Source organism: Burkholderia sp. JKS000303, from assembly GCF_002563755.1.
Taxonomy (GTDB): domain Bacteria; phylum Pseudomonadota; class Gammaproteobacteria; order Burkholderiales; family Burkholderiaceae; genus Burkholderia; species Burkholderia anthina_B.
The window spans coordinates 3,602,917-3,626,544 of record NZ_PDBZ01000001.1 but is presented as its reverse complement, the minus strand read 5'-3'; the positions used below and the strand labels follow the sequence as shown (position 1 = coordinate 3,626,544).

Annotated in this window: 23 protein-coding genes; 14 read left to right on the top strand and 9 right to left on the bottom strand. The window is 67.6% G+C overall.

The window, feature by feature from the left end:
- Positions 1-64 precede the first annotated feature (64 nt).
- Complete coding sequence (locus BX604_RS17200; protein ID WP_098551844.1) at positions 65-1,312, bottom strand: multidrug effflux MFS transporter; 1,248 nt, start codon at positions 1,310-1,312, stop codon at positions 65-67.
- Between the two features lie 350 nt (positions 1,313-1,662).
- Between BX604_RS17200 and BX604_RS17195 the strand changes: the two genes are divergently transcribed.
- The 3 genes from BX604_RS17195 (at position 1,663) to BX604_RS17185 (ending at position 4,091) form a co-directional block, all read left to right on the top strand.
- A complete protein-coding gene (locus BX604_RS17195) occupies positions 1,663-2,178 on the top strand; it encodes a hypothetical protein (RefSeq protein ID WP_098551843.1) in 516 nt (171 codons plus the stop codon).
- 292 nt (positions 2,179-2,470) lie between these two features.
- Complete coding sequence (locus BX604_RS17190) at positions 2,471-3,331, top strand: urea carboxylase-associated family protein (protein ID WP_098551842.1); 861 nt, start codon at positions 2,471-2,473, stop codon at positions 3,329-3,331.
- 85 nt (positions 3,332-3,416) lie between these two features.
- A complete protein-coding gene (locus BX604_RS17185) occupies positions 3,417-4,091 on the top strand; it encodes a GntR family transcriptional regulator (protein ID WP_098551841.1) in 675 nt (224 codons plus the stop codon).
- A gap of 67 nt (positions 4,092-4,158) precedes the next feature.
- Here BX604_RS17185 and BX604_RS17180 read toward each other — a convergent pair whose 3' ends face one another.
- The 4 genes from BX604_RS17180 to BX604_RS17165 all read right to left on the bottom strand — a co-directional run bounded on the left by BX604_RS17180 (position 4,159) and on the right by BX604_RS17165 (position 8,415).
- Positions 4,159-4,557 carry an ectoine synthase gene (locus BX604_RS17180; protein WP_098551840.1) on the bottom strand — a complete coding sequence of 133 codons (399 nt, stop codon included), beginning with the start codon at positions 4,555-4,557 and terminating at the stop codon, positions 4,159-4,161.
- A gap of 70 nt (positions 4,558-4,627) precedes the next feature.
- A complete protein-coding gene (locus BX604_RS17175) occupies positions 4,628-5,968 on the bottom strand; it encodes an amidase family protein (protein ID WP_098551839.1) in 1,341 nt (446 codons plus the stop codon).
- Between the two features lie 23 nt (positions 5,969-5,991).
- The gene (locus BX604_RS17170; protein ID WP_098551838.1) at positions 5,992-7,494 is read right to left on the bottom strand and encodes an amino acid ABC transporter permease/ATP-binding protein; all 1,503 of its coding nucleotides are present in this window, start codon (positions 7,492-7,494) and stop codon (positions 5,992-5,994) included.
- A 78-nt stretch (positions 7,495-7,572) separates the two neighbouring features.
- Entirely contained in the window at positions 7,573-8,415 is an 843-nt protein-coding gene (locus tag BX604_RS17165) for an ABC transporter substrate-binding protein (RefSeq protein WP_098551837.1), read from the bottom strand.
- Between BX604_RS17165 and BX604_RS39020 the strand changes: the two genes are divergently transcribed.
- Positions 8,414-8,551, top strand: a complete 138-nt coding sequence (locus BX604_RS39020; RefSeq protein ID WP_175774248.1) for a hypothetical protein — start codon at positions 8,414-8,416, stop codon at positions 8,549-8,551. The two genes, BX604_RS17165 and BX604_RS39020, sit on opposite strands and share 2 nt — an antisense overlap.
- Positions 8,552-8,878: 327 nt before the next feature.
- Here BX604_RS39020 and BX604_RS17155 read toward each other — a convergent pair whose 3' ends face one another.
- Entirely contained in the window at positions 8,879-9,775 is an 897-nt protein-coding gene (locus tag BX604_RS17155) for a glutamate/aspartate ABC transporter substrate-binding protein (RefSeq protein WP_098551835.1), read from the bottom strand.
- 434 nt (positions 9,776-10,209) lie between these two features.
- On the opposite strand from BX604_RS17155, the gene BX604_RS17150 reads away from it, so the two are divergent.
- The 3 genes from BX604_RS17150 (at position 10,210) to BX604_RS17130 (ending at position 16,172) form a co-directional block, all read left to right on the top strand.
- Positions 10,210-11,874: a S8 family peptidase gene (locus tag BX604_RS17150; RefSeq protein ID WP_098551834.1), complete on the top strand. Its 1,665-nt coding sequence runs from the start codon at positions 10,210-10,212 to the stop codon at positions 11,872-11,874.
- A 724-nt stretch (positions 11,875-12,598) separates the two neighbouring features.
- Positions 12,599-15,361, top strand: coding sequence for a magnesium-translocating P-type ATPase (gene mgtA / locus BX604_RS17135; RefSeq protein ID WP_098551831.1), 2,763 nt, complete (start codon positions 12,599-12,601; stop codon positions 15,359-15,361).
- Between the two features lie 67 nt (positions 15,362-15,428).
- Positions 15,429-16,172 carry a transporter gene (locus tag BX604_RS17130; RefSeq protein WP_098551830.1) on the top strand — a complete coding sequence of 248 codons (744 nt, stop codon included), beginning with the start codon at positions 15,429-15,431 and terminating at the stop codon, positions 16,170-16,172.
- A gap of 51 nt (positions 16,173-16,223) precedes the next feature.
- On the opposite strand, the gene BX604_RS17125 is transcribed toward BX604_RS17130, so the two are convergent.
- Together BX604_RS17125 and BX604_RS17120 are read right to left on the bottom strand one after the other, a co-directional pair.
- A complete protein-coding gene (locus tag BX604_RS17125) occupies positions 16,224-16,508 on the bottom strand; it encodes a transcriptional regulator (protein WP_098552935.1) in 285 nt (94 codons plus the stop codon).
- A 71-nt stretch (positions 16,509-16,579) separates the two neighbouring features.
- The gene (locus BX604_RS17120) at positions 16,580-17,455 is read right to left on the bottom strand and encodes a LysR family transcriptional regulator (RefSeq protein ID WP_098551829.1); all 876 of its coding nucleotides are present in this window, start codon (positions 17,453-17,455) and stop codon (positions 16,580-16,582) included.
- A gap of 93 nt (positions 17,456-17,548) precedes the next feature.
- Between BX604_RS17120 and BX604_RS17115 the strand changes: the two genes are divergently transcribed.
- The 6 genes from BX604_RS17115 to BX604_RS17090 all read left to right on the top strand — a co-directional run bounded on the left by BX604_RS17115 (position 17,549) and on the right by BX604_RS17090 (position 22,019).
- Positions 17,549-17,797 (top strand): hypothetical protein, encoded by a 249-nt coding sequence (locus BX604_RS17115; RefSeq protein WP_098552934.1) that lies wholly within the window; start codon positions 17,549-17,551, stop codon positions 17,795-17,797.
- Between the two features lie 196 nt (positions 17,798-17,993).
- Positions 17,994-19,073 carry a serine hydrolase gene (locus BX604_RS17110; RefSeq protein WP_098551828.1) on the top strand — a complete coding sequence of 360 codons (1,080 nt, stop codon included), beginning with the start codon at positions 17,994-17,996 and terminating at the stop codon, positions 19,071-19,073.
- Between the two features lie 44 nt (positions 19,074-19,117).
- Complete coding sequence (locus tag BX604_RS17105) at positions 19,118-19,363, top strand: DUF7661 family protein (RefSeq protein ID WP_098551827.1); 246 nt, start codon at positions 19,118-19,120, stop codon at positions 19,361-19,363.
- 115 nt (positions 19,364-19,478) lie between these two features.
- The gene (locus BX604_RS17100) at positions 19,479-19,934 is read left to right on the top strand and encodes a MarR family winged helix-turn-helix transcriptional regulator (RefSeq protein WP_098551826.1); all 456 of its coding nucleotides are present in this window, start codon (positions 19,479-19,481) and stop codon (positions 19,932-19,934) included.
- Positions 19,935-20,004: 70 nt separating this feature from the next.
- Complete coding sequence (locus BX604_RS17095) at positions 20,005-20,568, top strand: cysteine hydrolase family protein (RefSeq protein ID WP_098551825.1); 564 nt, start codon at positions 20,005-20,007, stop codon at positions 20,566-20,568.
- Entirely contained in the window at positions 20,565-22,019 is a 1,455-nt protein-coding gene (locus tag BX604_RS17090; protein WP_098551824.1) for a DHA2 family efflux MFS transporter permease subunit, read from the top strand. The genes BX604_RS17095 and BX604_RS17090 overlap by 4 nt, the downstream gene beginning before the upstream one ends.
- A gap of 30 nt (positions 22,020-22,049) precedes the next feature.
- Here BX604_RS17090 and BX604_RS17085 read toward each other — a convergent pair whose 3' ends face one another.
- Positions 22,050-22,700: a LysE family translocator gene (locus BX604_RS17085; protein ID WP_098551823.1), complete on the bottom strand. Its 651-nt coding sequence runs from the start codon at positions 22,698-22,700 to the stop codon at positions 22,050-22,052.
- Between the two features lie 42 nt (positions 22,701-22,742).
- On the opposite strand from BX604_RS17085, the gene BX604_RS17080 reads away from it, so the two are divergent.
- The gene (locus BX604_RS17080; RefSeq protein WP_098551822.1) at positions 22,743-23,618 is read left to right on the top strand and encodes a LysR substrate-binding domain-containing protein; all 876 of its coding nucleotides are present in this window, start codon (positions 22,743-22,745) and stop codon (positions 23,616-23,618) included.
- Positions 23,619-23,628: the final 10 nt, after the last annotated feature.

Below are 23,628 nucleotides of genomic sequence, written 5' to 3'. Positions count from 1 at the left end.
GCGGACCGGCATGCAACGGCGCTCGCCGCGCGTTGCCGCGTCCGCCCTAACCAGCGAGATGCGCTTAGGCGGCCTCGCCGCTGCCGCACGCGACGGTCGCGGCCTGCTGCTGCGTCAGGTAGCGCAGCAGCTTCGTCACCATCCACACGACGATGAACGACAGCACGACGAAGAACACCGCGAGCGGCGTCAGCACCTGGATCGACACGAAGCCGGCGAGGCCCATCATCGCGGACGACACGAGCAGCAGCGCGCATCCGAGGATCGCACTGGTCAGCCCCGCGATATGCGGAAACAGCGAGTTGCCCTTGGCCATCAGCGTCGGATACATCGCGCCCGCGCAGAAGCCCATCACGAGCACCGGTGTCGCGAGGGTCCACACGCGCAGGCCGACGGCCAGCGCCAGCACGAGCATCGCGACGGCGGCGCCCGCCATCACGCGCGCGCCGATGCGCAGCCGCTGCTCGGCGCTCGGCAGCCCGTGCCCGTGAATCCGGTTCGACAGCCCGCCGAGGAAATACATCATCCCGATCCCGAGCGCGAGATAGCCGAAGAAGGTCGGCGGCTTGTGCAGCGTCGTCTGCACCATGAATGGCCCGACGATGTTGAACACCAGCAGGATGCTGTAGCACAGCCCCTGCGCCAGGAAGCAGCTCTGGAACACCGGGCTCGCGAGCACCTTGCCCGCGTTCGTCATCAGCGTGCGCGGCTCGAGATGCACCGGTTTTGGCAAGGTTTCGCGGTAGTGCCACAGCAGCGCCCACATCACGAGCGAATACACGAGCAGGAACACCAGGCACGCGCGCCAGCCGAACCATTCCTGCAGATGCGCGCCGATCACCGGCGCGATGATCGGCGCGAGGCCCCACGCGATCGACATGTACGTGAACGCATGCATCAGCGCCTGGCCGGAGAACGAATCGGTGATGATCGCCTTCGCGAGCAGGTTCGTGGTCGCGATCCCGAAGCCCTGCAGACAGCGCGCCAGCACGAACGTCTCGAGGTTCGGCGCACCGAGCGACAGCAGGCAGCCGATCGTGTAGATCACGAGCCCGAACGCAAGCACGCGCTTGCGCCCGTACGCATCGGCGATCGGGCCGAAGATCAGCTGGCCGAGCGCATAGGCGGCCATGTAGCCGGACACGCTCGACTGGATCGCCTGCGGCGTCGTCGCGAACGAGCGCGCCATGTCGGGCAGCGCGGGCACGTAGATGTCGATCGCGAGCTGGCCGGCGGAGGCGAACAGGCAGATCAGGAACAGCAGGAAACGCGGCGAGTTCGATTCGCGCGCGGGAGTGAGCGAGGCGTTCATGACAACCGGGAAGGATTCGGACGGCGGCAACACACGTCAATTTGTTCGAATTACGAACAGTGGTGCGTGGCGAATCGCATATTGTGCCTGTTGTTGCGTGACGCGACAGGAATTCCATGGCGCGGGCGAGGTTGAATGCCGATTGCGGCACAGCCGGAAACCGGCTACGTGCGCTGCCGCGGCGGCAGCGGATGGGTCGCGATCGCACCGGACAGGCGCTTGCCACGGGCGGGCGCCGGCTTTAATCCTGACTTAAGCCAGCGCTCGCATAGTCAGTCATGGCTTCATCCGTGAGCCACACGATTCGTTCATTGTTGATTCGATCTGTTTCGTTTGATGGAGATACGAATATGCGATTCCGTTCGTATATGACGGTGGGCGCGCTGGCGCTGATGCCCGTGCTCGCCCTGGCCGGCCAGGCCGCTGCCGCCCCGGCCGCACAACCGATGTTCGTCAATGTCGACGGGCACGCCGTGCCCGTGAAAGCCGAAACGCACGTCGTCCAGACGGCGGCCGGCCCGATGAAGGTCAGCACGTGGAGCTGGCACAGCCCGCATGGCGGCGCCAGCTTCGAGATGCAGACCTCGACGGGCGGCATGCCGCCGGCGGCCGTGCTGCGGCAGATGCAGGCGGCGCAGGCGCAGATGGCCGCGATGCAGCAGCAGATGATGGCGCTGCAGCACGTGGCGTTCGGCGACGCGTTCGCGATGCCGATGCCGCAACCGGTCGGCTTCGCGATGCCGCTGTGGGCGATGCCGGAACCGGTCGTCGTGATCGTGCCGGCGCAGCCGTCCACGCAGTCGATCGCGCCGGCACCGGCCGCGCCGGCCCGACCGGCCGCACGCGGGCCGGCAATCAAGGCCTGACGACAGCTCCGTCGCGCAAGCGACGGGTTCTGCAAACGAAACCGCCGGCACCCGCCGGCGGTTTTTTATGGGCGGTCTCGCGCGTGCCCCGCGCCGGCCGACCGGACTGCCGCCCGCACCCGCCCTCGGTACTTTCCACCCATTGACACACCTCCCCGCCCTCCCCCTATACTCCCCGAAGCGCCAATAAATTGTTGAACAATCCAACGCCGAAATTGACGCCTGACCGGCCACCACAAAGGACTTCGGCCGGATCGCCGCATCTGCCAACTTTCCCCGAGAGCACAGCGTCATGTCGAACTATCCCGCCGCATACCAGGTCACCAAGGGCTCTGTCCTGAACGTCGACCAAGCCTTCTATTCCGCGATTGCGCAGCGCCAGGACGCGCGCGAGCGCATCGCGTCGCACATCGTGCCGATCCGCAGCGGCTTCGCGTGGACCGTGCCGGCCGGTCACGTCTTCCGGATCGTCACGCTGGAAGGCCCGCAAGTCGCCGACTTCAACATGTGGAACCTGCACAATCCGCGCGAGCGCATGTGGGCATCGCGCACGCGTCAGCTGCAGGCCGCGCACGTGACGACGTTCGACCGGCTCTGGTCGACGCTGCCGTACCTGCGCCCGATGGTCACGATCACCGACGACACGCTCGCCGGCTACGGCGTCGACGGTGACGGCGGCCGCGTGCACGACCTGCTCGGCACGCGCTGCGATCCTTACGTGAACAAGCTGCTGACCGGCGAGGATTTTCATTTCCACTGCCACTCGAACCTCGTGCGCGCGGTCGCGTCGTATGGGCTGACCGAGTTCGACGTGCACGACGTGCTCAACGTGTTCCAGTGCACGGGCCTGAACGACGACGACAAATACTTCATGAAGGCCTGCCCCGCGCAGCCCGGCGACTATCTCGAGTTCTTCGCGGAAATCGACGTGCTGTGCGCGATGTCCACTTGCCCGGGCGGCGATCTGTCGGTGCCGATGTGGGGGCCCGACGCGCGCGACCCGATCGACGTGTGCCGGCCGCTCGGCGTCGAGGTGTACCGGCTCGATCCGAGCCTGCTCGAAGGCTGGGCGTCGCCGCCCGTCGCACCGTATCGCGGCATGCACGGCATGCAGCCGCCGCAGGCCGACTGGCAGTCCGGCAAAACGGCTTGACCGGGCCCGCAGCCCGTAGAATGGCAAAATGCCGCCGGCCGGTCACGCCGGCGGCGCACGATCAGGAGAGGAGCGAACGAACGGCATGGCAAGCGAAAAAGCGAGAGGACAATCGGTCGCCGACCGGATCAGCCATCAATTGCGCGAGCACATCATCAGCGGCAAGCTGCCGCCGGGCACGGCACTGATCGAGATGGACCTCGCCGCCGAGTACGACACGTCGCGCAACTCGCTTCGCGAAGTCCTGCATCAGCTCGGCCGTGAAGGGCTCGTCACGTTCGTGCGGCACAAGGGCGTCGTCGTGCGCACGCTCAATCGCCAGGACGTACGCGATCTCTACGTGGCACGCCGCACGCTCGAACTGCATGCGCTGAACACGGCCGAACTCGCGCAGCCGGCGTTGCTCGAAAAGATGCAGGCCGCCATTCGGGCCGCCGAGCGCGAACTCGCCAAGGAAAACTGGCAGGCCGTCGGCACGCACAGCCTGCGATTTCACCAGCACATCGTCGCGCTGCAGAAGTCGGCGCTGCTCGACGAATTCTTCCGCACCATCTCGGCGCAGCTGCGCCTCGTGTTCGCCGCCGATCCCGACGAAAAGCGCGTGCAGACGCCCGACTGGATCCAGCGCGAATACCAGATCTACGACCTGCTCACGCAGAGCCGCCGCAGCGAAGCCGTCACCGCGCTCACGCGCTATCTCGACGACTCCGAGCGCATGCTCGTCGAAGCGATCAAGCGCAGCCATCGCGAGGCCGCCTGAATCCGGACGCCGCGCCGCCGTTGCACGCCGCACGGCGCGGCACGCAACGGCGCGGCATCACTCATCGTCAGGCTTGCTCCCCCGCCGGCAGCGCATAGCTGCCATCCTCCCGATGGGTCTCGCGCCCCGTGAGCGGCGGATTGAATACGCACACCAGGTGCAGGTCGCCGCGCGTCGCGCGCAGGATATGCGCATCGTTGAGGTTCAGCGCGTAGATCGTTCCGGGCACGATCCGGTGTACGTCGCCGGTCGCCGTGTCGACGACTTCCCCTTCCCCCGCCACGCAGTAGTTGGTTTCGAAGTGGTTCTTGTAATGCAGATGCAGCTCCGCGCCTTCATGCACGTGCGTCTCGTGGACGGAATAACCGACGCCGTCCTGCTGGACGATCATGCGCTTGCTGTCCCAGCCCGGGCCGCGTGCGTGACGCTCGGTATTGGCGATGTCGGCGGATCTTACGACGATCATAAGTACCTCTGAATAGTAAGGAAGGTAACGAAGAAAAATGGCAAGGCAAGCCTTGCCGCCGGAAATCAGGTCATGCGGCGTCGGTCAGCGCGCGCTCGATCAGCGCTGCGACATCGAGCAACCGCGCGTCCGCGCCACGCCGCCCCGTGATCAGCAAGCCGACGGGCTGCCGGTGCCGCAGGTCGCCCGGCACGCTGATGCTCGGCAGATCGAGCCGGTTCGCGAACTCGGTCAGGCGGAATGCGCGCGCGTTCTGTGCGAGGTACACGGTTTCGTCCGCCAGATCGGCCACGCGCGGCGGCAGCATCGGCACGGTCGGCATCAGCACCGCCTCCGCGTCGCCGAGTTCGGTGTGGTACGTGTCGGCCAGTGCCGCCAGGCGCAGCAGTGCCGCCGCATAGTCGTGCGCGCGCACCTGCTCGCCCGCGGCGATGCGCCGGCCGACGAGCGGATCGTAGCGGTCGGCCGCCGTTGCCAGTCGCGCCCGATGCAGCATGAACGCTTCCGCCGCGATGATGCCGCCCGCGCGCGCGACCGCGCCGGCCTCCGCCACGCAATCGAGCCGCCTGCGCCGGACGCGGGCACCACGCGCCGAGAGCCGCGACAGCCATGCGTCGAACGCGCGACCGACGTCCGGGTCCAGGTCGTCGGTCGCGAACGGCTCGGGCACGATAAATTCGAGGTCGCGCAGGGTCGCCGGCCGCGGCTGTTGCACGTCGCGGCCGTGCAGCACGGCGTCCGCGCGCCGGCACAGGTCGACCGTCGCAGCCAGCACGCCCGGCACGTCGAAGCGGGGCGACAGGAACTGCATGCCGTCGGTCGCGTAGCGTCCACGTGACGGCTTGAATCCGGTCACGCCGCAAAATGCCGCCGGAATGCGCGCGGAACCGCTCGTATCGGAGCCGAGCGACAGGTCGGCCGCGCCGAGCGCCACCGACACCGCCGCGCCCGAACTCGATCCGCCTGCCACCCGCTCGCGCCGTGCATCGAGCGGGGTCGTCGGCGTGCCGTAAGCGTGGTTCACGCCGAGCGCGCCGTACGCGAACTCGGTCATCGCCGTCTGCGCGATCAGCACCGCACCGGCGCGACGCAGCGCCGACACCGGTGCGGCGTCGGTGCTCGCCGACGGATCGTCTGCCAGCACGCGCGAACCGGCGTGCGTGACCCAGCCTTCGCAATCGAAACAGGCCTTCACCGTCAGTACGGTGCCGGCCAGCGGCGCAGCGGCGCAGCCGGCGCGCAACGACGTATCCCATGCCCGCGCTTCCGCGGCCGCCGCTGCGTCGCGACGCGCGAGCCACGCCGTTACGATGTCGCCGGGATACGTGCCGGCGCGTTCAAGACATGCATGCAGCCGCTCGGCGCACGCGTGTGCGTTCGTGTCGCCCAGCCGGAAAGCCGTCGGATCCATGCCTGTTCCCCTCCCGTGATTCGTCATGCGAAGTGAACGTGCTTCAGGAAATCCTTCACGCGTGCGTCCGCGCTGCCGCGGATCCGGTCGGGCGGCACGTCGTACAGGATGCGTCCGTGCTCCATGAACACGATCCGGTCGGATACCTTGAACGCGAAATTCATCTCGTGCGTCACGATGATCATCGTCATCCCTTCCCTGGCCAGCGTTTCGACGACCTTCAGCACGTCGCCGACCAGCTCCGGATCGAGCGCCGACGTCGGCTCGTCGAACAGCATGATCGACGGCCGCGTCGCCAGCGCGCGCGCAATCGCGACACGCTGCTGTTGCCCACCCGACAACTGATGCGGGTACTTGTTCGCATGCTCGAGCATGCCGACCTTCGACAACAGCGACAACGCCTGCAGCCGGATCGCCGCCGCATCGGCCTGCCGGTGATAGCACGGCGCCATCATCACGTTCTGCAGCGCGGTGCGGTGCGGGAACAGGTTGAAGCTCTGGAACACCATGCCGATATCCAGGATTCGCTCGTTCGACACGCGCGGCGGATGCGAACCGGACGCACGGATGAACGACTCGCCGTACAGGTCGATCTCGCCCGCGTTCACCGGCGCGAGGCCGTTGATGGTGCGGATCAGCGAGGTCTTGCCGGAGCCGGACGGGCCGATGATCGACACGACCTGCCCCGGCGCGACGTCGAGACGAATGTCCTTCAGCACCTCGTGGCGGCCGTAGCGTTGCTGCAGTCCCTTCAGACGCAGCGCGAACTCGACGTTCGCCCGCGGCCTCGGCGCGACGGCGGGCACCGACAGCGGCAGATCGAGATCCGCGTGAGCGGCCTGCGCGGGCGTGCGGCGACTGACGTCGAGGTGCCGCTCGAGATAGCCGAGCAGCCGGCTGAACACCGTGACGATCAGCACGTAATAGAACGCGACGGCCAGCATCGTTTCGAACACGAGGAAGTTCTGCGTATACAACCGCTGGCCGACGAGCAGGATCTCGGCAAGCGAAATCACCGACACCAGCGACGTGAGCTTCACGATCGTGATGAACTCGTTGGCGAGCGCCGGCAACGCAATGCGGATCGCCTGCGGCATCACGATCAGCCGCTGGATGCCCGTGAAACGGATGCCGAGCGCGCGGCCGGCCTCGAGCTGGCCGCGCGGCACCGACAGGATCCCGCCGCGATGGATTTCCGCGAAATACGCGGTTTCGCTCAGCACCATCGCGATGAGGCCGGCCGTGAACGGATCCGACAGCACCACGCTGGTCGCGGGAAAGACCTGCGGCAGGTTGTAGATGAATACCAGCAGCACGAGCAGCGGCAGGCTGCGGAAAAACCAGATGTACACGGCCGCCGCCCGCTTCAGCAGCGGCTGGTGCGACTGCCTCGCGAGCGCGACCGGAAACCCGAGCACCACCCCGAGCACCCACGCGGCGACACTGAGTTCGACGACCACGACGCACGCGCGCCAGAAATCCTTGTCCCACAACAGCTGAAATGCATAGTGCCAATCGAACTGCATCGAAGACTCCTCAACCCCGGAGGGTGATGCGGCCGCCCTGCGCGGCACGCGGTGGTCGGGTCGTGCTTGCCCCGGGGCTTACTTCGCAGTACCGAGTGCGCCGGCGACGTCGGCCGGCGTGGGTTCCTGCAAGCCGTATTTCTTCACGAGGCTGCCGTATTCGCCGCTGCGCTTCGCGTCGTTCAACGCCCCTTCGAGCGCACCCTGCAGGCCGCTGTCGCCTTTCGTCACGCCGAGGCCGATCACGATCGGATACAGCAGCGTCGTCGAACTGAGCTCGACCCGCCCGTTCGTCTGCTTCGGAATGCCCTGCGCGACGGCCGCATCCTCGATCTGGACGTCGACCGCTTTCGACATCAGCGCGGACGTCGCTTCCGGCGACGTCGGGAATTCGAGGATCGAGATCTCGCCGCGTCCGGCCGCCTTGCACGTGTCTTCCGACACCGCGCGCAACTTCGGCGTCCACGATGCCCCCTTGATCGAGCCGACCCGCTTGCCGCACAGGTCCTGCGGCGTCTTCGGCAGGAACGCGCTGCCCTTCGCGACGAGCAGCGATGCGCCCGTCTTCAGGTACGGCACGAAATCGACCTGCTTCACGCGATCGGGCGTCACGTAGAGCGCGGACGCGACGACATCGAAGCGGCGCGCCTTCATCCCGAGGATCAGGTCCGGGAACCGGGTGTCGAGGAACACGGGTTCGAGCTTCAGGTGGCGCGCCAGCATTCGCGAGAACTCGGCGTCGAAGCCGGCGGGCTTGCCGGCCTCCAGGTAGGCGTAAGGCGGATACGTGAGGTCGGAACCCACCAGCAGCGTGCCGGGCCGCACCGTCTGCAGCGGAGCCGCCGATGCGAGCGAGCATGCGAAGGTCAGCGGCACCAGCGCGCCGCAGAGGAAATGGCGAAGCGAAAAACGAGCGGACATGACGAAGCTCCCGAGTTATTCGGCGCTCGCGCTGAAACATCACAACGCCTCCCGCACGCCGCCCTGTGCGGCTTTCCGGGATTTTCCGCCGAAAATTGTTGAACAATTTCGGCCGATTCTGACCAGTTCAAATTGAAATCTGAATCCGGGTTTACGCGACAAACGACGTCATCGGACGCCAACCTGGCGCGCATGCGCGAACCGCGGTTCGATGCGCGGGGCGGGTCAGGCAAACAGGGAAAAAGGAATGACGTGGCCCCGGCCGGGGCCCGTCGAGATGCGGCGCGGCCGCAGGGAGATCAGGGAGCGGGTTTCAGCATCCTGCGCGACGGGCGCGGATGCGCTTCATGGCCGCCGGCTACGCGCTGCGTCGCAGTCAGGCGCAGCGGGCCGGTTCACGGGATTCAGTCGGACAGGCCCGCACATTCGACGTGCCGGCCTGCTCGCGGGCACGATGCCGCGATCAGTACTGCGCCTGATCCGTCGGATTCCTGAACAGCTGCTTCATCTCCGGCGACAGCGGATAGTTCAGGCTCATGCCCTTCGGCGGAATCGGCTGCGTGAACCACTGGTCGTAGAGCTTCTCGGCCGCGCCTGACGTCTGCATCTTCGCGATCACGTCGTCGACCACGTGCTTGAACGCCGGATCGTCCTTGCGCATCATGCACGCGTAGTTTTCGTGAACGAGCGGCGTGCCCGTCACCGTGTACGCGCCCGGGTTGCGGTCCTTCGCGATCTCGCCGTACAGCAGCGGCTCGTCCATCACGAACGCCACCGCGCGCCCGGTCGTGACGTTCATGAACGCTTCGGCGTGGTCCTTCGCGCTGATGATCGTCATGTTCATCCCCTTCTCCTCGTTGAGCTTGCGCAGCAGACGCTCGTCCGACGTGCCGGCCGTCGTCGCGACCGTCTTGCCCGCCAGGTCCGGGAAGTCCTTCACGCCCGAATCCTTGCGCGTGCTGAAGCGGATGCCGTACAGAAAGATGCTGTCCGAGAACGCGGCCTGCTTCTGTCGTTCGAGCGTGTTGGTCGTCGACCCGCACTCGAAGTCGATCGTGCCGTTCTGCACCAGCGGAATCCGGTTCTGCGACGTGATCGGGATTTCCTTCACCGTGAGGTTCGGCAGCTTCAGATCCGTCCTGATCTGGTCGATGATGCGCGCCGCGATGTCCCGCGAGTAGCCGATGTTCTTCTGCTGGTTGTCCGAATACGAGAACGGCACCGACGATTCGCGGATACCCAGCGACACGATGCCCGTGTCCTTGATCTTCTTCAGCGTGCCGGTAAGCGCCTGTGCATGCGCGGTGCCGGCCAGCGCGCAGGTCAACGCGACGGCCAGCCAACGGAAGCGACGATCCATGCTTTTCTCCTGACGAAACGTTGATCGAACCGCGATCGTACGCCCAAAAGAATTCGCGTCGCATCAGGGAAAGCGTAAGGAACCTTCCAGCGCGAACGCGCGCGGGCGGCCCTTTTCCGTGCCGCGCAAACGCGTGTCCGGTGCGCGTGCGCCGCGCGTCGAGCCCGGCCAGCCGGGCTCGCTTGCGCCCCGTCTTCCCGGCCGTTCGTGCCGGATACCGCGCACATGCTGCATCGCGGCAACGTAATCGTTTGCGCCCGCCCGTTTTTTTCTGCCGGAACCCGCTCAAGAAGCCGCCGTGGCAGCCGTTACCCATTGCATGGCGCGTCGCAGCAACCTGCTCCGATCGTCAGACAAAAACCACAAGGTCCGGCATTTACCGGATCGAGCGTTACCGCCGGCACGACGGTTATCTACGAGGATCGAGTTTCACCATGAGAGCCAAACGTTTCAATTCCGCGCGGGTCCGCTCCACTCATACGCGCGTACTCGCCGGCCTGCTGTCCGCCGCCGTGCTCGTTCCCCTCGCCAGTTGCGGCGGCGGTGGCGGCGACGGCAGCAATCCGTCGTCTTCCAATGCCGCACCGGCGCCCACGCCGACCCCGGCTCCGACGCCGAGCCCAACCCCGACGACGCCGCCCGCCACCAGCGGCAGCAACGCGTGCGCCACGCAGCAGGCCGCCGTGCAGATGGCGGCCCAGACCGCCGCGCCTGCCGAGCCGCCGGTCGATCACCTGATCGTCAAACTGAAGACGCTGACGGCCGCTCGCGCGATGGCGGCGGTCGACACCGGCACGCGGCTCGATGCGGTGATCCAGCGTTCGATGACACGCTGGAACGCGCCGACGGCGAGCGGCGCCGCACGCGCGTATGCCGCCGCGACGACGTCGCAGGCGCCGCTCGACGTTCAGGTCGAGCGAACCCTGTCGAACGGCGCGGCCGTGCTGTCGATCGGCCAGCGCATCGCGGCCGGCGACGCCGCGGCGCTCGCGCAGGCGTTCGCCGCCGACAGCGACGTCGACTACGCGGAACCGGATCACCCGATGCAGATCCGCGACACGCCGAGCGATCCCGACTACAGCCAGCAGTGGAACCTGTTCGATCCGGCCGCCGGCATCGACGTGCCGCCCGCCTGGACGCGCACCAAGGGTTCGCCGACCGTCGTCACGGCCGTGCTCGACACCGGCTACCGGCCGCACCCCGACCTCGTCGGCAACCTGCTGCCCGGCTACAACTTCATCTCGAACATCAACACCAGCAACAACGGCCAGACCCGCAGCGGCGACGCAACCGATCCGGGCGACTGGGTCACGCAGCAGGAACTCGACGACGCGAGCGGCCCGTACTATCGCTGCGCGAGCGAGCCGAGCACCAGCAGCTGGCACGGCACGCGCGTGATGGGCGTGATCGGCGCGACCGCCAACAACGGCATCGGCATCGCCGGCGTGTCGTGGCTCGGCCGGATCCTGCCGGTGCGCGTGCTCGGCAAGTGCGGCGGCGTGACGAGCGACATCGCCGACGCGATGCGCTGGGCGGCCGGCATTCCGGTCAACGGCGTCCCGACGAACCCGACGCCCGCTAAGATCATCAACCTGAGCCTCGGCGGCGTCGGCGCATGCAGCGCGACGTTCCAGCAGGCGATCGACGACGTGAACGCGAAGGGCGTGACGGTCGTGGTCGCCGCCGGCAACGACGGCCTGTCGACCGGGCTCGACCAGCCCGCGAATTGCCGCGGCGTGATCAGCGTCGGCGCGACCGATGCGGCCGGCCGGCGTGCCTCGTTCAGCAACTTCGGCACCGACGTCGCACTGAGCGCACCGGGCGTCAACATCCTGTCGACGGCCAACAACGGCACGACGACGCCGGGCGCGGACACGTACGGCACCGCGAGCGGCACGAGCTTCGCGACGCCTCAGGTGGCAGGCGTCGCGGCGCTGATGCTGGCGGTGAACGGCAACCTCACGCCCGCGCAGATCCAGCAGAAGCTGCAAGGCGGTGCGCGTGCGGCGCTCCTGCCGACGAGCACGTCGTGCACGGCCCTGCCGGCCGGCTCCGGCATTCTCGACGCAGGCGCGGCCGTCACGGCATCGTCGCAGTAACGCGGCGCGACTTCGCCCCGACCGCGCGCATGCCTCGCATGCGCGCGGTATTCCATTCGGCGCGTCGGCATCGTCGCGTTGACGGTCTGCAAGAAAGTCCCGCAAGAAATGCCGGAATAAAGGGCAGAAAAGGGGTTGACGCTTCGCATGACGACCCATTACCATCGCCCCCGTCTAATTACATGGAGTGTTCTGTGAACACCGATGCGAGTTGTAGTTGGTCCTCGACCAACTTGACTGCTGCCTGAGGAAACCGCGCAGAGCCTCGTCTTCTGCCGCATCCCGGGAAGCAGGATGCGGCGTCCTTCCGGCCTGACCGGCCAGAATCCCCGCCCAGATTTTTTCGATATTGCCGAATGCCCGCGCTGCGCAACCGTGCGTGACGCGCGCGTGCGTTCGAGCTGCGCGCAGCGCAAGCTGCGTGCGTCTTCCGTTCGCGTGCCGTCCGGCCGCGCACCCTCGTGCGTGCGCAGCCGTCGATCGCCCGTGCCGACTAGCCGAAACCGACAGGAGTGCAGATGAACTCAGACGACAGTAGTCGATTACCGCTCGCCGGTGCGACGCTGCGCATCGTCCATCCGATCGCACTCCGTGCGCCGGCGAGCGTCCCTCCCTTCACCGATCCACAGCCGATCGCGCCTGACGCGACGCGGCGGGGAGCGCTCGTGCGTCGATAACGTCACGGTCGCTCCCCGCCCGCCGCCTCGTGCGCTAGGAGCGACTCATGACACAACGAAATACATCGCAAAAGAAACAGCGCGGCTTCATCACCGCAGGCGCCAGCCAGCAGAACGAACCGCACCTCATGCGTGCCGCGCAGGAAGCGGCCCGCCCGCTCGAGGAAACCTTCAAGTCGCTGCGCACCAGCTCGCGCGGCCTCACTTACGACCAGGCTGCCGACCGGCTGCAGCACAACGGCCCGAACGAAATCGCGCACGACAAGCCGCCGCACTGGACCCGCCAGTTGCTGCACGCGTTCCACAATCCGTTCGTCTACGTGCTGCTGGTGCTGGCCGCGATCAGCTTCTGCACCGACGTCTACTTCGCGGCGCCCGACGATCGCGACTACGTCGGCATGACGATCCTGCTGTCGATGGTCACGATCAGCGCGCTGCTGCGCTTCGTGCAGGAATTCCGTTCGCTGCGCGCGGCCGAGAAGCTCAAGGCGATGGTCCGCACCACCGCCACCGTGCAGCGCGCGGTGACCGACACGTCCGAGCCCGCCCGTCGCGACGTGCCGATGCGCGAAGTGGTGATCGGCGACATCGTGCACCTGTCGGCCGGCGACATGATCCCCGCCGACGTGCGCCTGCTCGCGTCGCGCGACCTGTTCATCAGCCAGGCCGTGCTGACCGGCGAAGCGCTGCCGGTCGAGAAGTACGACACGCTCGGCGCGGTGGCCGGCAAGTCCGCGAACACGGGCTCCGGCGGCGCGGCCAACGATGCGTCGACCTCGCTGCTGGATCTAGAGAACGTGTGCTTCATGGGCACCAACGTGGTGAGCGGCACCGCGACGGCCGTCGTCGTCGCGACCGGCGAGGACACCTACTTCGGTTCGCTCGCGCGCAACGTCGTGAGCCACAAGCGCATCGAGACGAGCTTCGATCGCGGCGTCGCGAGCGTGAGCTGGCTGCTGATCAAGTTCATGTTCGTGATGGTGCCGATCGTGTTCATGATCAACGGCCTGACCAAGGGCGACTGGCTCAGCGCACTCACGTTCGCGCTCGCGGTGGCCGTGGGCCTCACGCCCGAAATGCTGCCGATGATCGTCAGCGCGAACCTCGCGCGCGGCGCGATCGCGATGGCGCGTCGCAAGGTCGTCGTGAAGCGGCTGAACTCGGTGCAGAACTTCGGCGCGATGGACGTGCTGTGCACCGACAAGACCGGCACGCTCACGCAGGACAAGATCATCCTTGAACATCACCTCGACCTGTCCGGTCACAAGAACGAGGACATCCTGCGGCTCGGCTGGCTGAACAGCTTCCACCAGAGCGGCCAGAAAAACCTGATCGACATCGCGGTCGTCGCACGCGCCGACGAGATCGGCGAGCGCGTGAAGCCGCAGGGCTACAAGAAGATCGACGAACTGCCGTTCGACTTCGTGCGCCGGCGCCTGTCGGTCGTCGTCGAAGATAGCCGCGGCACGCACCTGCTGATCTGCAAGGGCGCGGTCGAGGAAATGCTCGCGGTGTCGACCCACGTGCAGGATGAAGACGGCGTGCGCCCGCTCGATTTCGTCGCGCGCAAGCGGCTGCTCGAACAGGCCGGCGCGTACAACGAGGACGGCTTCCGCGTGCTGGTGCTCGCGACGCGCATGATCCCGCGCGGCGATGAACGCGAACAGTACCGCACTGCCGACGAGCGCGACCTCGTCGTGCGCGGCTTCCTGACCTTCCTCGATCCGCCGAAGGAATCGGCCGCACCGGCGCTCGCCGCGCTGCGCGAGAACGGCGTCGCGGTGAAGGTGCTGACGGGCGACAACCCGACCGTCACGATGAAGGTCTGCCGGCAGGTCGGCCTCGAGCCGGGCAAACCGGTGCTCGGCGGCGAAATCGACGCACTCGACGATGCGACGCTCGCGAAGGTCGTCGAACGCACGACCGTGTTCGCGAAGCTCACGCCGCTGCAGAAGGCGCGCATCGTCAAGGCGCTGCAGGCGAACGGCCACACCGTCGGCTTCCTTGGCGACGGCATCAACGACGCACCTGCGCTGCGCGACGCCGACGTCGGCATTTCGGTCGACAGCGGCGCCGATATCGCGAAGGAAACCGCCGACATCATCCTGCTCGAAAAGAGCCTGATGGTGCTGGAAGAAGGCGTGATCAAGGGCCGCGAGACGTTCGGCAACATCCTGAAGTACCTGAACATGACCGCCAGCTCGAACTTCGGCAACGTGTTCTCGGTGCTCGTCGCCAGCGCGTTCCTGCCGTGGGAGCCGATGCTCGCGACCCAGCTGCTCGTGCTGAACCTGATCTACGACACGTCGCAGATGCTGCTGCCGTGGGACAAGATGGATCCCGAGTTCCTGAAGAAGCCGCGCAAGTGGGAAGCCGGCAACATCGGCCGCTTCATGCTGTGGGTCGGGCCGACCTCGTCGGTGTTCGACATCACGACGTACGTGCTGATGTGGACGGTGTTCGGCGCGGGCGCGATGTATCACCTGCACGGCGGCTCGGGCGGCCAGATCGTGATGAACTCGGGCTGGTTCATCGAGAGCCTCGTGTCGCAGACGCTCGTCGTGCACCTGCTGCGCACGCAGAAGATCCCGTTCCTGCAGAGCACGGCCGCGCTGCCGGTGCTGCTGTCGACGTTTACCGCGATCGCGATCGGCTGCTGGCTGCCGTTCTCGCCGTTCGCGGATTCGCTCGGCTTCATGCACCTGCCCGGCACGTACTGGCTGTGGCTCGCGGCAACGATGGTCGGCTACATCCTGCTCGCGCAGATCGTGAAGACGATCTACGTGCGCCGCTACAAGCAGTGGTTCTGATTCCCTTCCGACGATGGCGTGCCGGCCCGCCCGGGCCGGCCGCCCACGACGCACGACAGGTGACGTGATGAAAAGAATGCTCCCGCTCGCGGCCGCGAGCGCCCTGCTCGCACCGCCGGGTGCCTACGCGGCCCATCCGCTCGTCAGCGACGACACGGGCACGCAGGGCAACGCGAACTGGCAGTTCGAGCTCAATGCCGAGGAAACCTCGAAACAGGACGAGAACGGCCGCCATCAATACTGGAACGCGACGCTCACGCGCGGATTCGGCGAACGTGTCGATCTCTACGTGAACGCGCCTTATACGCATCTGCAGACGCGGACCGACGACAACGGCACCGGAATCGGCGATGTCGAGATCGGCATGAAATGGCGCTTCGTCGAGCGCGGGCCGCTGTCGCTCGCGCTGAAACCGCAGGTGACGATGCCGACCGGCAACGACGGTCGCGGGCTCGGCACGGGCCGCGTCGGCACCGGCGCGACGCTGCTCGCACAGGCCGACGTCGGGCGTGTGTCGCTGCTCGCGAATGCGGGCATGGCTTACCAGCCAAATCGCCAGGGCGACCTGAGTTCGGCATGGGCCGTGTCGGCCGCGGCGCTCTTCAAGGCGACCGACACGTTGCAGCTCGTGGCCGACATCGGCATGTCGCGCAACACCGAGAGCACGGCCGGCGCGCATCCGGCGTTCGTGATCGCCGGGGCGATCTATTCGCCAAAGAGCTGGCTCGATCTCGACGTCGGCTACCGGCATGGACTGAACGACCAGACCTATCGTCACTCGATCATGGGCGGGCTGACGGCACGGTGGTGATGCGCCGCCTCTCGAACCGCAATACGCAAGGCCGCTTTCGAGCGGCCTTTTTTACTTCGCGTCGTTCGCGCCGAACAATTGCGCGCACACCGTACGCCCTTCGTCGGTCAACGCGGCACTGCCGGTGCCGTCTTCGTTCAGCGTCGTCGCGCTGAGGCCTGCGGCGTCGAGCTGCGTCAGCACGCGGCGCAGCGTGCTCATCGGCAACTGCGTGCGCTTCGCGATCTTCGGCAGCGACCACGTTTTGCCGGCCGGATCGGCCGCGGCTTCGTTCAGCGTCGCGAGCGTCGCGACGAGTGCGGGATCGAGCGGGGAATCGTCGGATTCTGAAGTCATCGGTTCGGGTTCGTGAGCCGGCGCAACGCCGGCATTCGGGGAAGACGCCATCGCGAACACTATACGCGCGCTTATGCGCCCTTGATCGCGCTGCGCATGAACGAGACGAAACGCGTGGCGACCGGATCGTCGCGGCCGGACAGCCACGCCAGCCCGACGCGCCACTTCGCGTCGCGACCGTCGAGCGGCAACACGGTCGCGTCGCGCAGCAGGTACTGCGCGCGCGACGGAATGAACGCGACGCCGACGCCGGCCGCCACCGACGTCAGCACCGATTGCACGTCCTCCGCCTGCTGCGTCACGTGCGGCACGAAGCGCCGCTCGACGCACCAGCGGTCGATCTGTGCGGCAAGCCCTGGGCCGCGCGCACGCTGCAGCGCGATGAAGCCGATCTCGTTGAGCACGTCGAGCTCGGCGGGCACGCGCTTGAAGCGGAGATGCGGCGGCACCGCGAGCGCCAGCGCCTCGTCGATCACCTTGAACGACGACAGCCCGTCATCGGACGGCAGGCGCAGGAAACCGGCATCGAGCTTGCCCGCGCGCAGCCGGCGCGTCTGCTCGGCAGACGACAGGTCGCTCAGCGTGACGGCAATGCCCGGATTGCGGCGACGGAATTCCGCGACGAGCTTCGGCACGAGCGTCAGCACCGACAGGCAGATGCCGAGCCGCAAATGCCCGCGCTGCCCGCTGGTCGCCTCCCTCGCCCGCGCGAGGATCTCGTCGGCATCGCGCACGAGCGCCTGCGCGTCGGGCAGGAAGCGTTCGCCGAACGGCGTCAGCTCCGCGCCATGCCGCCCGCGCTCGAACAGCTTGCCGCCAAGGCTCGCCTCGAGTGCGCCGATCTGCTTGCTCAGCGCCGGCTGGCTCATGTGCAGCGTATCGGCCGCGCGGCTGAAATGACTGAGCTCGGTGACCGTCAGGAACGTGCGCAGCAGTTTCAGTTCCATTCTTCAAAGGAATCGTAACGATCAAAACATTCATTTTACTGATCGAACGGCGTGACGTTCAATACGGACATCCCCCTGACGGAATTCACTGCCATGTGCGTCGATCACGCGTCCGAATGCCTGTCCGAGCCGTCGTGCGACACGGTCGTCGCCGATGAATGCGTTGCCGCGCCCGACGCACCGACGCCCGCGCGCCGTGCCGTGCGCGCCGACGGACGCAACCGCCGCCCGCGCTTCGGCAATGCACTGGACGACGCGCCGAACGATGCGCCGTCGCGCCCGGTGGCGGGATCGATCGCGATCAGTTTCGCGGTCGTGTCGCGACGGAACTGGCCGCGCTGAGTGGCAGCGCAGCACGCCTTTCGCCGACCGGGCGCGTTCGATCCTCCGCAAAAAACCACAGGAATCCGGCCATATCACGCGCGATTTCATCCGTATCTCTCGTCATCGCCACGCGATCGACCTTATAATTTCCCGCACTCGCTGACCGCCCACGCATTTCGCGCCGCCGCAACGCGCGTGAAAAGGAGACTTTCGCTTGACCGGCCTCATCGCGCGCCTGCCCCGCGCCCGGACCACCCTCATCATCGCCCTCTCGTTCCTGACACTCGCGTTCGCGACGAACGCGTCCGCGCAGCCCGCGCAACCGCATCGCACCGCAACACCCCATGCGCATGCAAAAGTCGTCAAGAAGAAACCCGTCCACCGCAAGCACAAGACCGTCAAGCATCGCCGCCCGCGCGCGAAGCATCATGCGGTCAAGCATCACGCCGCACCCGCGCCGCAGCACCGGCGCGCGAAGCGCACGAGCGCGGTTCGTACGCGCCCGGCCGCCAAACCGCACCTGCTCGCGAGTTGCGGCTACAGCCCGCGCGCGGTGCGCGCGCTGCATTCGCGCGCAGCCTACGTGCTCGACGTCGACTCCGGCACGCCGCTGCTGGCCCGCAACGCACGCACCGTGCGGCCGATCGCGTCGATCTCGAAGCTGATGACGGCCGTCGTCGCGCGCGACGCCGATCGTCCGTTGAACGGCGTGCTGCGCGTCACCGCGCGCGACCGCGACACGATCAAGTTCACGGGTTCGCGGTTGCCGATCGGCGCCGAACTGTCGCGCCGCGAGATGTTCCATATCGCGCTGATGTCGTCGGAAAACCGCGCGGCGGCCGCGCTGAGCCGCGACTATCCGGGCGGACGCGCGGCGTTCGTGAAGGCGATGAACCACGAAGCGCGCCGGCTCGGCATGCGCCATACGCACTTCCGCGAGCCGACCGGCCTGTCGCCGCACAACGTGTCGACGGCCGAGGATCTCGCGCGGCTCGTCGGCGCCGCCGCGCAGGATCCGCTGATCCGCTACTTCTCGACGGACACGTCGACGACCGTGCGGCCCGGCGACGGCGAGCTGCTGTATGTCAATTCCGATCCGCTCGTCCGCTACGGCCGCCTGCCGATCCGGCTGCAGAAAACCGGCTTCATCAACGAATCGGGGCACGGCGTCGTGATGCGCATGCGCGTGAAGGGCCGCCGCGAAACGATCGTGCTGCTCGGCGCGCCGACGCGCGCCGGCGTGTCGAACGATGCGCTGAAGATTCATCGCTGGCTGACCTGCTCGATCCGGTAAGCCCGCGCCCGCAACCGGCGCAGTCGTCACGAAGGAGCGCTACGATGCCGCACGAGTACCGTTTCAACGCGTTCGGACGCCTGCTCGCCGTGGTGCGTGCGAACGACCGCTGGGCCGTGTTCGATCTCGGCACCGAGGGCAAGCGCCGGCCCGCCAACCTGCAGATTCCGTCCGCGATCGCCGCGGACGAACTCGCGCAATATCTCGGCGATCTGCTGCACGAGAACGCGTCGCCGCGATACCACGACGTCGTGCCGATCGCGCCAGACGCGCCGCCGCGCCGGGCATAGCGCCCCGCCAATCCGCGCCGAGCGCGGTTCGTCCCGCCCGATCGCCGACGCATCGCGCGCCGCGATTCCTCGCTCAATTAGACAGTTAAACTTGCAAGTTTAACTGTCGTGTTCTATGATCCGCCGCATGAATCCTCCCCGCACACCCGGCGTTTCCGCCGAAGCCGTCGCCGCCGATCTGACCCTCGCGGTCGGTCAGCTCATTCGCCGGCTGCGCTCCGAGATCGAGTCCGAAGGGCTCGGCATGTCGCAGACGAGCGCGCTCGCGCGACTCGAACGGCAAGGCCCGATGACGACCGCCGATCTCGCCCGCGCCGAAGCCATGAAGCCGCAGTCGATGAAGGCGATTCTCGCGAGCCTCGAGGAAGACGGGCTCGTCGAACGCGAACCGCATCCGACCGACGGCCGCCAGATCCTGTTCCTGCTGACCGCGGCCGGCGTCGAAGCGCGGCGCAAGCGCGACACCGCGAAGCACAAGTGGCTCGGCGCCGCGATCGAGAAGCTCGATCCCGAAGACGTTCGCACGCTCGCCGCCGCGATCCCGCTGATCCGGCGCATCGGCGAGCAGTAATCTCCGCCAGCGTGCGGCGCGGCCTCCGCGCGCACGCTTTCCCTCGCCCCATTCACGGAGCATCCGCCTCATGAGCACAACCCGTCTCGACACGAACACGGCGCTCGTCGTCATCGATCTTCAAAAAGGCATCATTGCGCTGCCGACCTCCCATCCAGTCGCTCCGGTGATCGAACACACGCGCACGTTGCTCGACGCATTCCGCAGCCGCGGCCTGCCGGTCGTACTCGTCAACGTCGCCGGCGGCGCACCGGGCCGCACGCAGTTGCCGCCGCGCAAGGACCCGTTCCCGGCCGACTGGGCCGACCTGATCCCCGAACTGGACCGCCAGCCCGGCGACCACGTCGTCACGAAGAAAACCTGGGGCGCGTTTACCGGCACCGATCTGGACGCGCACCTGAAGGCGGCCGGCGTCACGCAGATCGTGCTGACCGGGATCGCGACCAGCATCGGCGTCGAATCGACCGCGCGCCAGGCGCACGAACTCGGCTACAACGTGACGCTCGCCGTCGACGCGATGACCGACCTGAACGCGGATGCGCACACGAACAGCGTCGAACGCCTGTTCCCGCGCCTCGGCGAAACGGGTTCGACGCAAGACGTCCTCGCGCTGCTCGACCAGCGCGGCGCGTGAGCAACCCGCGCGCGCAGCCCTCGCCGGGCCGCGCGGCCGGCCGGGTCGATCCGTCGATCTGGAAGGTCAGCGCGGTCGCGACGCTCGGCTCGCTGCTGTCGCAGCTCGACGCGACGATCGTCAACGTGTCGCTGTCGAGCCTCGCGACCGACCTGCACGCGAGCCTGTCGACGATCCAGTGGGTGACGAGCGGCTACCTGCTCGCGCTCACGCTGGTGCTGCCGCTGAACGGCTGGCTGGTCGATCGCATCGGCGCGAAAGCGCTGTACCTGTGGTGTTTCTCCGCGTTCACGCTGACGTCGGCGCTGTGCGGGCTCGCGTGGTCCGCGCCGTCGCTGATCGCGTTCCGCGTGCTGCAAGGCGTCAGCGGCGGGCTGCTCGCGCCGATGGCGCAGATGATGATCGCGCGCGTCGCCGGCCAGCAGATGGCGCGCGTGATCGGGTATGCGGCGGTGCCCGTCCTGATCGCGCCGATCCTGGGCCCCGTCGTTGCCGGCGCGATTCTGCAGCACACGTCGTGGCGGTGGCTCTTTCTCGTGAATCTGCCGGTCGGCGCGCTGGCGCTCGCACTGGCCGTCTGGTTCCTGCCCGGCGACCGCGAGGAAACGCAACGGCGAGCGCTCGACTGGGTCGGCCTCGCGCTGCTGTCGCCGGCGCTCGTGCTGTTCCTGTACGGCGCCGAGCGCATCGACGCCGCACTCGGCATCGCGGCGATCGCGTGTTCGGCGCTGCTGCTCGCGGCGTTCCTGCGCGTCGAACGACGCAAGGGCGAGCACGCGCTGATCGATCTCGCGCTGTTTCGCTCGCGTGTGTTCGGTGCGGCGGCCGGCACGCAGTTTTTGTCGAACGGCACGATCTACGCGGGCCAGATGCTGATTCCGGTGTTCCTGATCGAGGCGTGCGGCCGCTCGCCCGGCGAGATGGGGTGGCTGCTGGCGCCGCTCGGGCTCGGGATGCTCGTCACCTATCCGTCGATGGGCGCGCTGACGAGCCGGTTCGGCGTGCGCCGGCTCGCCGCCGCCGGCGCGATGCTTGCGCTGTTCGCCACGCTGCCGTTCGTGTATCTCGCGCTGACCGGCTACGATCCTTACGTGCTCGTGCCCGCGCTGTTCCTGCGCGGGATGGGCCAGAGCGCGATCGGTGCGCCGTCGATTTCCGCCGCGTATGCGTCGGTCGACCGGCGCAACCTGCCGATGGCGACGACGTCGCTCAATATCGTCCAGCGGCTCGGCGGCCCGACGTTCACGACGATATGCACGCTGTTTCTCGCGTGGCGGCTGCACGTCGAATCGGTGTCGGCCGGCGGCACGCATGGCGCCGCGTACGCGTGGGCGTTCGGCCTGCTTTGCGCGCTGCATGCGGCAAGCTTCGTCACGACCCTTCGGTTGCCGCTGTGGTCGAGCGGCGCGGGCGGAGCGCGCACGCGCAACGCGCGAGCCGGTTCGCGCTGAACCGCGGGGTTGCGCTTCGCGCGCACCCCGCTACGGCAGCCACATCGGCGCGATCGACGCCGCGAGCAACAGCCCCAACCCCGCATTCACGCAACGCCACTGCCGCTCCGTGCGCAACACGCGCGCGAACAGCAATCCGGCGCAACACCAGAGCGACAGCGACGCCATCGCGGCCACGCCGAACGCGACCCCGAGCAATGCGCCGAGCCTCACGGGGCCGGACGCGAGCGCGGCGAACGACGCGGCCGCGCCGAGCGTCATCGCCCAGCCTTTCGGGTTGTGCCACAGCATCCACACGCCGCTGACGAACCGCTGCGGCCGCTGCACGGCGGTGTCGAGGCCGGGCTTGCCGCCGCGCCCGATGCGCACGGCAAGCCACAGCAGATACACCGAACCGAGCACCTTCATCGCGAGCTGCAGCGCGGGCAGCGCCAGCAATACGCTGCCGAGCCCGGCCGCCGCCGCGGCCGCCATCGACGCAAGGCCGGCCGCGATGCCCGCCATCATCGGCAACGAACGCCGGTAGCCGAAATGCGCGCCCGACGCGGTCGCGAGCGTCGTCGCGCCGCCGGGCGTCCCGGTGGATACGATCACGAAAAGCATCAGCGGCAGGTAATCGCGAAGCAGCACGTGGGCTCCCGGTCGTCGTCGAAACCCCGTTTTTACCCGTACCCGAAGCATTACGACAGCGAAAGCTTTTTATGCCTGCCATTAGCATTCATAATGCGACTCATGGTACGCAACCTCGACATCGCCCTGCTTCGCGCCTTCGTCACCGTCGCCGATCACGGCAGCATGACGGCGGCGAGCCACGCGCTGCACCTGACGCAAGGCGCGGTCAGCCAGCAGGTCGCGCGGCTCGAAACGCTGAGCGGCCCGCTGTTCGTGCGCGAGCATCGCAACCTGCTGCTCACGGCGGACGGCGAGCGGCTGCTCGGGCAGGCGCGCCGGCTGCTCGCCGCGCACGACGCGCTGCTGGCCGACATGACGGCCGGTGCCATGGAAGGAACGGTGCGCGTCGGTGCACCGCAGGATCTCGTCGGCAGTTGTCTCGCGCCGATCCTGAAAGGCTATGCGCAAGCGCATCCGCAAGTCGCGCTGTCGCTCGTGTGCGCGGCATCGCCGGAACTGCGCCGTGCGCTCAGGCAGGGCGAGATCGACGTCGCGCTGATCGAGGCGCCGGTCGGGCAACCGGGCGGCGAATGCGTCGCCGTCGACCGTCTGGTGTGGGTCGGTGCGAAAGGCGGCGCCGCGTATCGGCGCACGCCGCTGCCGGTGTCGATGGTCGCGCAAACCTGCGCGTTCCGCCCGACCGTGCTGGACGCGCTGCGGGAATGCGATCGCGAATGGCGCACGCTGTTCGAGAACGGCAGCCTCGACGCGACGGCCGCGACCGTGCGCGCGGATCTCGCGGTGACCGTCTGGCTCGCGTCCACCGTGCCGGCCGACCTCGACATCCTGCCGGCCGACAGCGGCCTGCCGGCGCTGCCGAACTTCGCGATCAACCTCCATCTGCCGCGCGGCCAGCGCACGCCGGCCGCCGCCGAACTGGCCCGTCACTTGCGCAACGGCTTCACACGCCTGCGCGCAGCCGCCTAGGCACTGTCGA